The sequence below is a fragment of the Sandaracinobacteroides hominis genome, from assembly GCF_016464365.1.
GTDB classification, from domain to species: Bacteria; Pseudomonadota; Alphaproteobacteria; order Sphingomonadales; family Sphingomonadaceae; genus Sandaracinobacteroides; species Sandaracinobacteroides hominis.
In genome coordinates, this window is the sequence record NZ_JADCUC010000002.1 from 465,431 (window position 1) to 478,362 (window position 12,932).

Genomic DNA, 12,932 nt, shown 5'->3' on the forward strand with positions numbered 1-12,932 from the left:
GCGTCAGAAGCGGGTGACGAGGCCGAGGCTGAAGGCGTGGTTCATCGGCTTGTCGCCGACGGCGATGGCCTGGTTGAGATAGCCCGCCTCCAGCGTGAGGGTATCGGCGAGCGGAATGCCGAGGCCGGCAAAGGTGCGGATCTGGTTGAAGCCGGTGGGGGCGCGGTTGATCGGGCGGTTCAGCAGGAAATAGACTTCGCTGTGGACGATGCCCTGCAGGCCCTTCGGCCCGTGCAGCGGGATATTCAGCCGGACCTGCTGGCGCAGGCGGTGGGCGACAGGGTCGCTGCCCTCGAACATGCGGTGCTCCAGCCGGGTGCGGCCGACCAGCCGTGCCTTGCCGATGCCTGCGATCGGATAGCTCGCCTGTTCGAAGATGCGATGTTCGTGTGCGACGGCGCCCGAAAGGCTTTCGGTGCGGACATAGCTGTAGCCGGCGCCGACGATTGCGCCGGGGGCAAAGCGCCAGCCGAGGCCGCCGCGCAGCTGGAAATGCCCGAGGTGGCCGGCGTTGTCGTAGAAGCGGGCGTTGGTATCGAAATAGCCGGCCAGCTCTCCCTTCAGCTGGCCGCTGGCGGCGTAGGACAGCCATAGCTGGGCGTCGTCGTCTGCCAGCGCCGGCCGGGCGGCGATCGTGGCGGCGAGCGCCAGGGCGAAGGCGAGGCCGGGCAGGCGGATCATGCGAGGTCTTTTCCCTGGTTGCGGCCGGGCGGCCGGGGTTCGGCGGCAGGCTTGCGGTATTCCTGACAGAAGGATGACGTCCAGCCAATTTTCGGGCTTCGGGCGGCGGCGCCCCTGTTCAGGGCTGCCGGAAACCGCCAGATCGGCGACATGCCCGAACCCGTCGCCAGCGCCGTTCCTTCGCCCTGCCGCAACATCTGCGTGGTGAAGCGCGGGCTGTGCACGGGGTGCTGGCGGACGCTGGACGAGATCGCAGCCTGGCCGACTGCATCCGATCCGGAGCGAAGGGCGATAATTCAGCGCGCAAACAGCCGGAATCCGCGCTGAGCGGCGGATCGACTCTTGGCGCAAATGCCGACACTCGCTAGGACTTGACCATGTCGCCCCTGAAGATCGCGCCCTCGCTGCTGTCCGCCGATTTCGCCCGTCTGGGCGAGGAGGTGCGCGCCATCGATGCGGCCGGCGCCGACTGGATCCATGTGGACGTGATGGACAATCATTTCGTCCCCAATCTGACGATCGGGCCGATGGTGGTGAAGGCGCTGCGGCCGCATTCCGCCAAGCCCTTTGACGTGCACCTGATGGTGACGCCGGTGGACGCGCTGGTGGAGAGTTTTGCGGAAGCAGGCGCCGATATTCTTTCCGTGCATCCGGAATCCGGGCCGCACCTGCACCGCACGCTGATGCGGATCAAGGCGCTGGGGAAGCAGGCGGGGGTGGTGCTGAACCCGTCGACGCCGGTGAGCGCCCTGGACCATGTGGTGGACCTTCTCGACCTGGTGCTGGTGATGAGCGTGAACCCCGGTTTCGGCGGGCAGAGCTTCATTGAATCGGCGCTGCCCAAGATCGAGACGTTGCGGCGGCTGGTGGATGCCAGCGGCAAGGCCATCGAGATCGAGGTGGACGGCGGGGTCGATGCGGGCAATGTCGGGCGGCTTGCTGCGGCCGGGGCGACGGTGGTGGTCGCCGGCACCGCCACCTTCCGCGGGGGCGAAGCGAAATATGCCGACAACATAAGGGCGCTGAAGGGCAATTGATGACCGAGGAAGCCAACTCCCAGCTTCGTTTGACACGGGATCTGGGGGATCGCGGCCCCTCGCTGAGCCAGCGCTTGTCGGATCGGCTGGATCGCTTGTCCTTTGCCTCGCCCTTTCACCGGATGCGGCTGAAGGGGCGCTATCCGCTGAAGCTGGTCGCGGTGCCGGAAGACCCCATTCCCGGAGATCCGGCCATCGGCCAGCGGCTGAAGGGCGGCCGGCTTTTTCGGGATGGCTATGGGCAGGGAATGCTGGAGGCGCGGCTGGATGCGCCCGATGCGCCGGCGAGCTGGCGGCAGTGGGTGCATGGCTGGGGCTGGCTGCGCGATCTGGCCGCGGTTGAGGAGCTGAACGCCAGCGAGATCCGTCGCGCCGAGGCGCTGGCGAAGCGCTGGCTGGCGCATTACCACGAGTATGACGAGGAGGGCTGGGAGCCCTCTGCCACTGGCCGGCGGGTGCTGATGGCCTGCCTCCATGCGCCGCTGGTGATGCCGGGGCACGACCATATCCATCGCTCGGCGGTGCTGAACGGCATTGCCCGCTGGGCGCGGCATCTGGAGCGGGCTGCGCCGCGCATGCAGCCGGGGATTGGCAAGCTGGAGGCGCTGGCGGGGCTGGTGGGCAGCGCGCTGATCCTGCCGGGCGGCGACGAGCGGCATGGCCGGGCCGAGGCGTTGCTGGGGGAGGCGCTGGCGGCGCTGCTGGCGGAAGATGGGTCGGCGCTGGCCCGCTCGCCTCTGGAGCTGGCGCGGATCGGCGACCTGATGCTGACGCTGTCGGCCTTTCATGCGGCGCGGGCGCACCGGCCTTCGCCGCTGATTGCCCGCACGCTGGAGCAGGTGCGGACCGGCTTGGGCATGCTGTCGATGGGCGATGACCAGCCTTCGCCCTGGCATGGCGGCCAGCCCAGCCGGGCGCAGCTGCGGCGGCTGGGGGTGCAGCCGATTCCACAACCGCCGGGCAAGGGTTCGGGTTTCCAGCGGCTTTCGGCCGGCACCTTGACGCTGATGATGGACGCCGGGCCTCCGCCGCCGACGCGGGTGTCGACGCAGGCGCATGCCTCTACGCTGGCGTTCACGCTGACCGACGGCAAGCGTTCGCTGATCGTGAGCTGCGGCGGCGGGCAGGGCGAAGGCGGGGTGCGGCAGTTGCCGGCCGAGCTGGCGATGGGGCTGCGCTCCACCGCCGGGCACAGCACGCTGGTGCTGGCCGACACGAACAGCAGCCGGCTGCCCGATGGCGGGCCGCGCAAGCTGGGCGGGGTGGAGGAAGTGCTGGTCGATGCCCGATCCTCGCTGGAGGGGCATTGGCTGGAGGGTCGGCACGATGGGTGGCGCCGGCGCTTTGGGGTGGATCATCTGCGCCGGCTGTGGATGTCGCCGGACGGGACCGACCTGCGGGGCGAGGACCAGCTGATCCCGTCCGGGCGGGGGCTGGCGCTGAACCGCCCGAAGGGGCCGCTGCCGGTTGCCATCCGCTTTCATCTGGGGCCGGGCGCCACGGCGACGCCGACGCAGGACGGGCGCGGGGCGCTGGTGGTGCTTCCCGGGGCGCGGGCGGGGCAGGACATTGCCTGGGCGTTTCGGACGAGCTTCAACCATGCGCCGGGGAAGCTGAGCATCGAGCCGAGCCTGTTCCTCGATTCCGAGGGCGTCATCCACGAGATCCAGCAGATCCTGCTGACGACCTTGCTGGAGCCGGGGGCGACGGGCGATGTCAGCTGGAGCTTCAAGCGGCAGGTGAAGGCGGGCTGAGGGGCTGCATGGCAGCCCCGAACTTGCGATTCGGGGCCAGCTAGGGCACCGGCAGGGAAAATTTTCCTTGGAAGAGTACCGATGACCACAACCCTCCCCATTCGCCGGGCGCTGCTGTCCGTTTCCGACAAGACCGGGCTCGTCGCGTTTGCGCAGGCGCTGGCCGCGCATGGCGCCGAGCTGCTTTCCACAGGCGGCACGGCAAAGGCGCTGCGCGGCGCGGGGCTGACGGTGATCGACGTTTCCGACCATACCGGCTTCCCCGAGATGATGGACGGGCGGGTGAAGACGCTGCACCCGAAGGTGCATGGCGGGCTGCTGGCGCTGCGCGACGATGCGGGGCACCAGGCCTCTGCCGCCGAGCATGGCATTGCACCGATCGATATGGTGGTGATCAACCTCTATCCGTTCGAGGCGACGGTGGCGAAGGGCGCGCCGCGCCAGGACGTGATCGAGAATATCGACATCGGCGGGCCTTCGATGGTGCGGTCGGCGGCGAAGAACCATGGGTTTGTGGCGTGCGTGACGGATGCGGCGGACTATGGGGCACTGGCCGACGAGCTGGCGGGTGGCGGGCTGAGCCTTGCTACGCGCAAGCGTCTGGCGGCGAAGGCGTTTCAGGCGACGGCGGCCTATGATGCGGCGATTGCCAGCTGGTTTGCCTTTGCCGATCAGGGCGAGATGTTTCCCGCGGTGCTGCCGCTGGCGGTACGGCGGGTGCAGGAGCTGCGCTATGGCGAGAACCCGCACCAGATGGCGGCGCTCTATGCCGCCTCTGCGGTGCCGATGGGGATTGCCGGGGCAGAGCTGGTGCAGGGCAAGGCGCTCTCCTATAACAATATCGGCGATGCGGATGGGGCGCTGTCGCTGATTTCCGAGTTTCACGACCAGGCGCCGACGGTGGCGATCATCAAGCACGCCAATCCGTGCGGGGTGGCGACGGCCGATACGCTGGCGGCGGCCTATCGCGAGGCGAAGGCCTGCGATCCGGTTTCGGCCTTTGGCGGGATCATCGCGCTGAACCGGGTGCTGGATGCGGAAACGGCTGCCGTCATCACCGAGCTGTTCACCGAGGTGATCATTGCGCCGGGGGCCGACGAAGCGGCGAAGGCGATTGTCGCGAAGAAGCCGAATCTGCGGCTGCTGATTGCGCCGCTGGCGAATCCGGCGCGGCCGGGGCTGGTGCTGAAGACGGTGTCGGGCGGACTGCTGGTGCAGAGCCGCGACAATCTGCTGATGGGGGAGCTGACCGTGGTGACGAAGCGCCAGCCGACGGCGCAGGAGCTGGCCGACATGGCCTTTGCCTGGACGGTGGCGAAGCATGTGAAATCGAACGCGATCGTCTATGCGAAGGATGGGGCGACGGCCGGCATCGGCGCCGGGCAGATGAGCCGGCTGGACAGCGCGCGCATTGCCGCGTGGAAGGCGCGCGATGCGGCGGAGGCGGCCGGTTGGGCCGAGCCGAAGACGTTGGGCAGCGCTGTTGCTTCCGATGCATTCTTCCCGTTTGCCGATGGGCTGATTGCGGCCGCCGAGGCCGGTGCCACCGCCGTAATCCAGCCGGGCGGTTCGATGCGGGACGCCGAGGTGATTGCTGCCGCCGACGAGCGCGGACTGGCGATGGCCTTTACCGGCCTTCGGCATTTCAACCACTGATGGTCCCGGCGGAACGCCGCGAGCGCGACTGCGCGCCGGCGGTCAGGCCGAACTCGATGGGTCTTCCCCATCGAGCCCTGGAGAAGGCGTGCTGAACCTGCCCGCCAGCTACCGGGCCGTATTCTGGATGGTGTTGAGCTGTGCCTCGTTCGCGGGGCTGTGGGTGCTGATCCGGCTTGCGTCGCAGGAGCTGCACCCCTTTGCCGTGGTGGTGTGGCGGAACTTCATCGGGCTGTTGTGGCTGACGCCGATGCTGCTGATGAACCCCGGCCTCATCAGGCTGGACCGGTTGCGCGGGCATATGCGCCGGGCGGCTTCGGGGGTGATCGCCACCTTTGCCACCTTCTATGCGGTTTCGAATGCGCCGATGGCGAATGTGCTGGCCATCAACTATACGGCGCCGCTGTTTGCGACCATCGGCGCCATGCTCTTTCTGGGGGAGAAGGTGCGCTGGGTGCGCGGGCTGGCGCTGGCGGTCGGCTTTCTGGGGATGCTGCTGGTGCTGCGGCCGGGCAGCACGGAGATGACGCCGGGCCTGTGGGCAGCGATTGTTTCGGCGCTGGCGACGGCGCTGTCGCTGATCGCCATCAAGGCATTGACCGGGATCGACGATGCCCGTGCGGTGGCCGCGTGGAGCTTCATCCTGACGACTCCGGTTTCGATGGTTCTGGCGATCCCCTTCTGGTCGTGGCCGACGGCGCAGCTGTGGCCGATCCTGATCGGCATCGGCGGCTGTGCCGCCCTGGGGCAGCTGTCGCTGTCGAAGGCGTTTGCGCTGGCCGATGCCAGTGCGGTGATGCCGTTCGATTTCGTGCGCTTTGGCCTCATCACGCTGGCGGGGATCACCATCTTTGGCGAGCGCTATGATTTCCTGACCATCGTCGGCGGCTCGATCATCCTGGCGGCCTCGATCACGCTGGCGCTGCGCGAACGGGCGCTGAACCGGGCGCAGGGGCAGGCCGGTTCGCCCGATACCTGATACTTAGGGGCGGTTTGGCGTGGCTGTGCGGCGGCGTAAGGCAGGGGCCGCAATTCTTATCGGGAGATAGACATGGAACTTCAGGGTTTGTCGGCGGTGGTTACCGGCGGTGCATCGGGGCTGGGCGCTGCGACGGCGCGGCTGCTGGCCGCGAATGGCGTGAAGATCGCCATTTTCGACATGAACGCCGAGAAGGGCGAGGCGATGGCGGCCGAGCTGGGCGGCGTGTTCTGCAATGTGAACGTGACCGACGATGCCAGCGTCGACGCCGGCTTTGCCAAGGCGCGCGCCGCCATCGGGCAGGAGCGTATCCTGATCAACTGCGCCGGCACCGGCAACGCCATCAAGACTGCCAGCCGGGCCAAGGAAACCGGGGAAATCAAGCATTTCCCGCTGGACGCCTTCAACCTGATCATCCAGATCAACCTGGTCGGCACCTTCCGCTGCATCGCGAAGTCTGCTGCGGGCATGATGACGCTGCCGCCGCTCAACGAGCTGGGCGAGCGCGGGGCGATCGTGAACACCGCCTCTGTCGCGGCTGAAGACGGCCAGATCGGCCAGGCTGCCTATTCCGCCTCGAAGGGCGGGGTTGTCGGGATGACGCTGCCGATCGCGCGCGACCTTTCCGCCGAGGGCATTCGCGTGAACACGATCCTGCCGGGAATCTTCAACACGCCGCTGCTGCAGGGCGCGCCGGACAATGTGAAGGCCGCGCTTGGCGCTTCGGTGCTGTATCCCAAGCGCCTGGGCAATCCGGAAGAATATGCCGGACTGGCGCTGGAGATGGTGCGCAACTCCTACTTCAACGGCGAGGATGTGCGTCTGGACGGCGGCATCCGCATGGCGCCGCGCTGATCCATGGGAAGAGGCGCGGCCTTTCGACCGCGCCTCCCTCCCAACCCGATTGGGAAACGGGCGCCGGCCGGATCCTGTCCGGCCGGCGCTGTCTGTTTTCAGGCAGCGTTACTTCTCGTCGCTGCTGCCTTCCTCAACTTCAGCGGGGGCCTGCACGGCGGCTTGCGCCGCGGAGGTGGGCAGCATCACCGTATCGATGGCGTGGATGACGCCGTTCGACGCAGCGATGTCGGCCTTGACCACGGTCGCGCCGTTAACCTTGACCCCACTTGCCCCGTCGAGCGCGAGCTTGCCGCCGCCCAGAGCCGTCATTTCTCCGGCCTTGCCGGCGAAATAGTCCGCCTTGGCCTGGCCATCGACGACGTGGTTCTGCAGCAGCGTGCGCAGCTGCTCCTTGTTGGCCGGCTGCATCAGCGAGGCGAGCTGCTCGGGCGGCAGCTTGGCGAAGGCCGCGTCAGTCGGCGCGAAGAAGGTGTAGGGGCCGGCAGCCGACAGTTCCTGGGTGAGGCCGGCGGCCTCGATCGCCTTGGTCAGCGTCGAGAATTCGCCGTCTGCCCTGGCGGTGGCGACGATGTTCGCCGTGCCGGCCTGGGTCGCGGCGGGGGCCGCGGCGGTCTTGGCTTCCGTGGCGGCAAGCGCAGGGCCGGCCGCGAGGGCAAAGGCGGCGGTTGCCGCCAGCAAAATGGTCTTCATCGCAAGTCTCCCTTCCATGTTCGGAGCGCCCGGAATGGGGCGTTCGGAACAGGAAGGGCGCGGACGGGCCAATTGTTTCAGCATCGAAAGACGAACGGGGCGGTTCGTCCGATGAGCTGAAGGTCAGGCGAGGAGCGCGTCGATCTCTGTCGCCAGCTTCACATCGCGGGCGGAAAGGCCCTTTGCATCGTGCGTCGTGAGGGCGATTTCCACCTTGTTGTAGACGTTGGACCATTCCGGGTGATGGTCGGCGCGTTCGGCCAGCAAGGCGACGCGCGCCATGAAGCCGAAGGCCTCCACGAAATCGGCGAATGTGAAATCCCGCTTCAGATGTTCGCCATCCAGCCGCCAGTCGGGCAGCTTGTCCTGCAGCGCCGCGCGCGCGTCTTTTCCCAGCTTCTCGACCATTTCGCTTCCTTCGCCTATCCGGGGGCCATGGCCCTACATGCCCCCTCCCTCGCCGATATCGAACGGCTGGCGCAAGCCGCCGTCGAGCAACTACCGGAACTGTTTCGCGACCATCTGGGTTCCGTGATCCTGAAAGTGGAGGATTTTCCCGACGAGGAGGTGATGGAGGCGATGGGGCTGGAAACGCCCTTCGACATATTGGGGCTGTATTGGGGGCATCCTGTCGGCGATGCCGGCGCCGGACAGACCGGGGCGATGCCGCCCACCATCTTCCTCTATCGCCGGCCGCTGCTGGACGAGTGGGCCGAGGGCGGAGACAGCCTGGAACATCTTGTCGCCCATGTGCTGATTCACGAGGTGGGCCATCATTTCGGGCTGTCCGACGACGATATGCACGCTATCGAGGATGCCGCAGGGTAAGGCGGGAAAACCCGCAGCATAAGAATGGTCAGGGAGAGTTTGATGCGGAACAGGTCTGTGTTTCTGGTTGCGGCGGCGCTGTGCGCAGGTTGGGCAGGCGCGGGCGCGCCGGCAATGGCCACCGACGTGAAGGCCGTGCAGAAGGCGGTTGCGGAGGACTGGAATGGCTATCTGGGGCCGCTGTTCGACTATTTTCACCGCAACCCCGAGCTGAGCTTTGTGGAGACCAGGACCGCCGCGCGCATGGCGAAGGAGCTGCGCACGGTGCCCGGCATGGTGGTGACCGAGAAGGTGGGCGGCACCGGTGTTGTCGGCGTGCTGAAGAATGGCGCCGGGCCGACGGTGCTGGTGCGCGCCGACATGGACGGGCTGCCGGTGCAGGAACGCTCCGGGCTCGCCAATGCCTCGACCGTTCGGCAGAAGGACCGGAACGGCGTGGAACAGCCGGTGATGCACGCCTGTGGCCATGACACGCATATCACGGCGTTGCTGGGGACAGCGCGGCGGCTGGCGGCGCTGAAGACCGACTGGTCGGGCACGGTGATCTTCGTGGTGCAGCCGGCAGAGGAAATCCTGGTCGGCGCCAAGGCGATGATGAACGACAATCTCTATCAGCGGTTTGGCAAGCCGGACTATGCGCTGGGCTTCCATGTGGCCGCCGGCATGCCGACCGGGCGGGTGGCGGTGCAGGAAGGCGTTACCTATTCGGCGGCGGACACCATCGACATCGTCGTGCATGGCGTGGGTGCGCATGGCGCCAGCCCGCACATGGGCAAGGACCCGGTGGTGATGGGGTCGCAGATCGTTCTGGGGATGCAGACGATGCTGGGCCGCTCGATCGCGCCGCTGCGCCCGGCTGTGATCACCGTCGGCGCCTTTCATGCCGGGACCAAGCACAACATCATCTCTGAGCGGGCCGAGCTGTCGGTGACGGCGCGGGCCGATGACCTGGAGACGCGCGACGCGGTGATCGCCGGCATCCGGCGGGTGGCCGCCGGCGTGGGCGAGGAGTGGGGGATGAGCGGGGCCCAGGCGCCGGAAGTGAAGGTGCGCGAGGATGAGCGCGCCATTCCCAACGTCAACGATCCGGAGCTGACGAAGCGGCTGCGCACGGCGCTGTCGGAGGCGTTCGGGCCGGAGATCCTGTTTGACGCGCCGCGCCAGGGCATGGGCTCGGAGGACTTCCCGTTTCTGGTCGGGGATGGGGTGAAATCGGTCTATTATGGCGTGGGCGGGACGCCGCAGGCCGATATCGACGCCGAGAGGAAAGGCGGTCCGGCGGTGGCCGGGCACCATTCGCCGCTGTTCAAGGTGGATGGCGAGCAGGCGGTGAAGACCGGGGCGCAGACGATGACGGTTTCCGTGCTGGAGCTGCTGGGCCGGAAGAGCTGAGGCCCTGCAGCATGTTCCGATGCTGCCGGAACGGCAGACCCGGAAGCCGATGCCGGAGATCCGGGATCAGCCCCAGAGCCTGAGGATCAGGCTCTGGGATGCGGTGGCGATGAGCTCGCCGGTTTCCGCGAAGATGTGCATGCGGCCGTGGGCGAAGCCGTTGGCGACGCCGTGGATCTGTACGTCGCACAGCAGCCAGCGGGTGGGCACCATGCGGTGGAAGCGGATGGAGTTGTCGAGGCTGTTGCCGCCGGCGTCGCGGCCGAGGGCGGGGCCGACGCCGCTGGGCACATAGTCTGCGACGACTGCGACGAAGGCGGTATCGATGGGATGGTCTTCGCCGAGCAGCGCCGGGTTGGGGCGCGCCCACATCACCACATTGCCGTCTGGCGAAACGCCGCCGCCGATGCGGGGGCCGTGCATGTAGCCCTTGGCGATGCGGAAATCGATGCTGTTGTGGATGTCGTCCGGGTGGCGACCCTGCCACAGCTGGCGGGGGCGGCAGTCCTCGGGTGGGGCGACGCGGGGCGCCAATGTCCACTGGCCGCGCTCGGGGAGGTCGCGCTGTCCCAGCGCTGCGGAGACGCTGAGCACTTCGCGGCCCTGAGTGGAGGCGGAGACGCGGGCCTGGCTGACCTGGTTGCCGCGCACCCGCTCGTCGACGGTGAAGCGGACGGTTTCTCCCGGACGGGCGTAGCTTTCATATTGGGCGGTGGCCCAGACGACGGGGCGGCCGGTGACCTTTTCCAGCGCCATCAGGCTGGCGCCGAGGCCGACTCCGCCGAACATGAACAGGCGATCGGGTGGACCGACCGAGACGGGCGGCGTGATGGCAAGATCAAAGGCGGTGTCGCCGGCGGGCTTCAGGTCGATCCAGGTCATGCCGTGTGCTAGCTGCAGTGCAGCATATATGCACCCCCGAGTTGCATCAGGGACGCCGGAACAGCACGCGCGATCAGGTCCACATCGGCAGGTCCAAGACGGCTGACCTTCACCTGCGATCCTGGGCGTAGAGCGCCTCGTAGAGCAGCAGCGTTCCCGCCATTGCCACGTTCAGGCTGTCGGCGCGGCCGCGCATCGGCATGATGACGAGTTGGTCGCAGGCGGCCATCAGGGCTTCGGGAAGGCCCTGGGCTTCGTTGCCAACCAGCAGGAGTTGCGGGGTGGCGTAGCTGGCTGCGCGGTAGTTGACCGAGCGCGGGTCGAGGGCTGCACCTGTTAGCGTGGCGTTGTGCCTTGCCTTCCAATCGAGGAATTCGGTGGTTGTCGCCTGTACGCAGGTTACCGTGAAGAAGGCGCCCATCGAAGCGCGGACAGCCTCGAGGCTGGTGGGATCGGTGCTTTCGTCGAGCAGGATCAGGGCGCCGGTGCCGGTGGCGTCGCAGGCGCGGAGCAGGGTGCCGAGATTGCCGGGATCGCGCAGGCGTTCGGCGACGAGGGTGCGGGGGCCGGGGGTGAGGTCGCCCAGCGATCGGGTGCGCGGTTCGTAGGCGGCGGCGACGGCCTGCGGATTGTCCTTGCCGGTGACGCCGGAAAGGAGATCGGGCGCGGTTTCGATGACGGTGCCGCCGGCGGAGAGGGTCGCGTGGGTGAGGCGGGAGACGAGCGGGTGGCTGGCCTTGCCCTCGGCGAAGAGCAGCACGCGCGGCACCCAGCCGGAGTCGAGCGCCTCGGTGCAGATGCGCAGGCCTTCGGCGAGGAACAGGCCCTCGGCGCGGCGGTATTTCTTTTCCTTCAGCGAACGCAGGCGTTTGAGCGTTGTGTTGGAGGCTGATGTTACGAGCTGGATGGTCACGATTTAGTCCCTGCACCGGCTGCGAAGCGGCCGCAAGCGCACAGCGCGCCCGCGCCAATGCGCGGAACCGGCGAAGCCCGCTTCAACTACAGCGGAGGCGCGTTATAGCAATGCCAGAGAAATAGGGCGGCTACGCCCCGCTCGGGGCGCCAGGCTTCGGCCATTTCGCGGAGCGTTTTTTCGGAAGGACGGCTGCCGTCGCCGAACATCTTGCCGGCCTGCACCTGGACGGCGAGGTCTCCGGCGGGGAAGACGTCGCCGCGGCCTTCGGCGAAGAGCAGGTAGATTTCGGCGGACCAGCGGCCGATGCCGCGCACGGAGGAGATGAGGCGGATGGCTTCCTCGTCGTCTTCGGGTAGCGCGTGGAGCGGGAGGGAGCCGTCTGTCACATGGCCGGCGAGGCTGAGGGCGTAGCTGGCCTTCATGCGGGAGAGGCCGGCGGCGCGAAGGGCATCGGCGTCGACCGCGAGCATTTTAAGCGGGTCGTGCAAGTCGCCGACCTGCGTTTCGAGCTTGCGCCAGATGCTGGCGGCGGCGGCGGTGGAGACCTGCTGGCTGACGATGGCGCGCAGCAGGGTTTCATAGCCGGGGGCGCGGATGCGTGGTTCGGGAAGGCCGTGGAGCGCGGCGGCTTCGGCGAAGCGCGCGTCCGACTGTTTCAGCCGTTCCAGCCCGGCTGCGATCCTGTCTGCGTTCAGGCCCATTCGCTATTCCTCGCACCCTGTCGCTTTTGGCATGTCTTGCGCCGCGCTCGCCTACCGCTAATAGGCACTCGGCCCGTTTGGGTCACGGAACAAGTTCGGAGCCAGCAATGCCAACGCTTATCGTCGTCGATCGCAAGGGCCAGGAAAAGGCCGTCAACGGGGAATCCGGCCTGTCGGTGATGGAAGTGATCCGCGACAATGGCTTTGACGAGCTGCTGGCGCTGTGCGGCGGTTCCTGCTCGTGCGCGACCTGCCATGTGTATGTCGATGCCGGCTGGACGGCGAAGGTGGGCGGCCCGCATGAAGACGAAGCGGACCTGCTGGACAGCTCCGACCATCGGAAGGCCGAATCGCGGCTTTCGTGCCAGATCCAGTTTTCGGACGAGCTGGATGGGTTGAAGGTGGAGATTGCTCCGGAGGATTAATGGCGGCTGCGATTTGCGCGCAGCGCAAACTCGCAGACTCGCCATAATCCCGGCCGGCGGGGCGGGCGGTTTCAATCGCCCGAACTCGTCCGACGCAGGCTTTGCCTGCGCTTCTTCCTTTTCTTCCTGATCC

16 protein-coding genes are annotated in these 12,932 nt (G+C 67.4%); 9 read left to right on the plus strand and 7 right to left on the minus strand.

What is annotated here, in order from left to right; genetic code table 11:
* Positions 1-3: 3 nt before the first annotated feature.
* Together IM784_RS06850 and IM784_RS06855 are read right to left on the minus strand one after the other, a co-directional pair.
* Positions 4-681, minus strand: coding sequence for a DUF2490 domain-containing protein (locus tag IM784_RS06850; protein ID WP_199554540.1), 678 nt, complete (start codon positions 679-681; stop codon positions 4-6).
* Positions 678-905 carry a hypothetical protein gene (locus tag IM784_RS06855; protein WP_199554668.1) on the minus strand — a complete coding sequence of 76 codons (228 nt, stop codon included), beginning with the start codon at positions 903-905 and terminating at the stop codon, positions 678-680. The genes IM784_RS06850 and IM784_RS06855 overlap by 4 nt, the downstream gene beginning before the upstream one ends.
* Here IM784_RS06855 and IM784_RS06860 point away from each other — a divergent pair.
* From IM784_RS06860 to IM784_RS06885, 6 genes are all read left to right on the plus strand, one after another.
* Positions 832-1,008: a DUF1289 domain-containing protein gene (locus IM784_RS06860; RefSeq protein WP_199554541.1), complete on the plus strand. Its 177-nt coding sequence runs from the start codon at positions 832-834 to the stop codon at positions 1,006-1,008. The genes IM784_RS06855 and IM784_RS06860 overlap by 74 nt on opposite strands.
* A 50-nt stretch (positions 1,009-1,058) precedes the next feature.
* Positions 1,059-1,718, plus strand: a complete 660-nt coding sequence (rpe, locus tag IM784_RS06865) for a ribulose-phosphate 3-epimerase (protein ID WP_199554542.1) — start codon at positions 1,059-1,061, stop codon at positions 1,716-1,718.
* Complete coding sequence (locus IM784_RS06870; protein ID WP_199554543.1) at positions 1,718-3,472, plus strand: heparinase II/III family protein; 1,755 nt, start codon at positions 1,718-1,720, stop codon at positions 3,470-3,472. The genes rpe and IM784_RS06870 overlap by 1 nt, the downstream gene beginning before the upstream one ends.
* A gap of 81 nt (positions 3,473-3,553) precedes the next feature.
* On the plus strand, positions 3,554-5,128 hold the full coding sequence (purH, locus tag IM784_RS06875) for a bifunctional phosphoribosylaminoimidazolecarboxamide formyltransferase/IMP cyclohydrolase (RefSeq protein WP_199554544.1): 1,575 nt from the start codon (positions 3,554-3,556) through the stop codon (positions 5,126-5,128).
* A gap of 88 nt (positions 5,129-5,216) precedes the next feature.
* On the plus strand, positions 5,217-6,107 hold the full coding sequence (locus IM784_RS06880; RefSeq protein WP_199554545.1) for a DMT family transporter: 891 nt from the start codon (positions 5,217-5,219) through the stop codon (positions 6,105-6,107).
* 72 nt (positions 6,108-6,179) lie between these two features.
* Positions 6,180-6,962, plus strand: coding sequence for an SDR family NAD(P)-dependent oxidoreductase (locus IM784_RS06885; protein ID WP_199554546.1), 783 nt, complete (start codon positions 6,180-6,182; stop codon positions 6,960-6,962).
* A gap of 108 nt (positions 6,963-7,070) precedes the next feature.
* On the opposite strand, the gene IM784_RS06890 is transcribed toward IM784_RS06885, so the two are convergent.
* On the minus strand, positions 7,071-7,655 hold the full coding sequence (locus IM784_RS06890; RefSeq protein WP_199554547.1) for a fasciclin domain-containing protein: 585 nt from the start codon (positions 7,653-7,655) through the stop codon (positions 7,071-7,073).
* A 123-nt stretch (positions 7,656-7,778) separates the two neighbouring features.
* Positions 7,779-8,063 (minus strand): 4a-hydroxytetrahydrobiopterin dehydratase, encoded by a 285-nt coding sequence (locus IM784_RS06895; RefSeq protein WP_199554548.1) that lies wholly within the window; start codon positions 8,061-8,063, stop codon positions 7,779-7,781.
* A gap of 27 nt (positions 8,064-8,090) precedes the next feature.
* Here IM784_RS06895 and IM784_RS06900 point away from each other — a divergent pair, with 27 nt between their 5' ends.
* Both IM784_RS06900 and IM784_RS06905 read left to right on the plus strand, forming a co-directional pair.
* On the plus strand, positions 8,091-8,483 hold the full coding sequence (locus tag IM784_RS06900) for a metallopeptidase family protein (protein ID WP_199554549.1): 393 nt from the start codon (positions 8,091-8,093) through the stop codon (positions 8,481-8,483).
* Positions 8,484-8,525: 42 nt separating this feature from the next.
* Positions 8,526-9,875: an amidohydrolase gene (locus IM784_RS06905; protein WP_235976612.1), complete on the plus strand. Its 1,350-nt coding sequence runs from the start codon at positions 8,526-8,528 to the stop codon at positions 9,873-9,875.
* Between the two features lie 66 nt (positions 9,876-9,941).
* Here the strand turns inward: IM784_RS06905 and IM784_RS06910 are convergent, their stop codons facing one another.
* The 3 genes from IM784_RS06910 to IM784_RS06920 all read right to left on the minus strand — a co-directional run bounded on the left by IM784_RS06910 (position 9,942) and on the right by IM784_RS06920 (position 12,374).
* Positions 9,942-10,757 carry an acyl-CoA thioesterase gene (locus tag IM784_RS06910; RefSeq protein ID WP_207791683.1) on the minus strand — a complete coding sequence of 272 codons (816 nt, stop codon included), beginning with the start codon at positions 10,755-10,757 and terminating at the stop codon, positions 9,942-9,944.
* A 109-nt stretch (positions 10,758-10,866) separates the two neighbouring features.
* Positions 10,867-11,670: a TrmH family RNA methyltransferase gene (locus IM784_RS06915; RefSeq protein WP_199554551.1), complete on the minus strand. Its 804-nt coding sequence runs from the start codon at positions 11,668-11,670 to the stop codon at positions 10,867-10,869.
* Between the two features lie 86 nt (positions 11,671-11,756).
* Positions 11,757-12,374 (minus strand): DNA-3-methyladenine glycosylase family protein, encoded by a 618-nt coding sequence (locus tag IM784_RS06920; RefSeq protein WP_199554552.1) that lies wholly within the window; start codon positions 12,372-12,374, stop codon positions 11,757-11,759.
* Between the two features lie 107 nt (positions 12,375-12,481).
* Between IM784_RS06920 and IM784_RS06925 the strand changes: the two genes are divergently transcribed.
* Positions 12,482-12,799 carry a 2Fe-2S iron-sulfur cluster-binding protein gene (locus IM784_RS06925; RefSeq protein ID WP_199554553.1) on the plus strand — a complete coding sequence of 106 codons (318 nt, stop codon included), beginning with the start codon at positions 12,482-12,484 and terminating at the stop codon, positions 12,797-12,799.
* Positions 12,800-12,932: the final 133 nt, after the last annotated feature.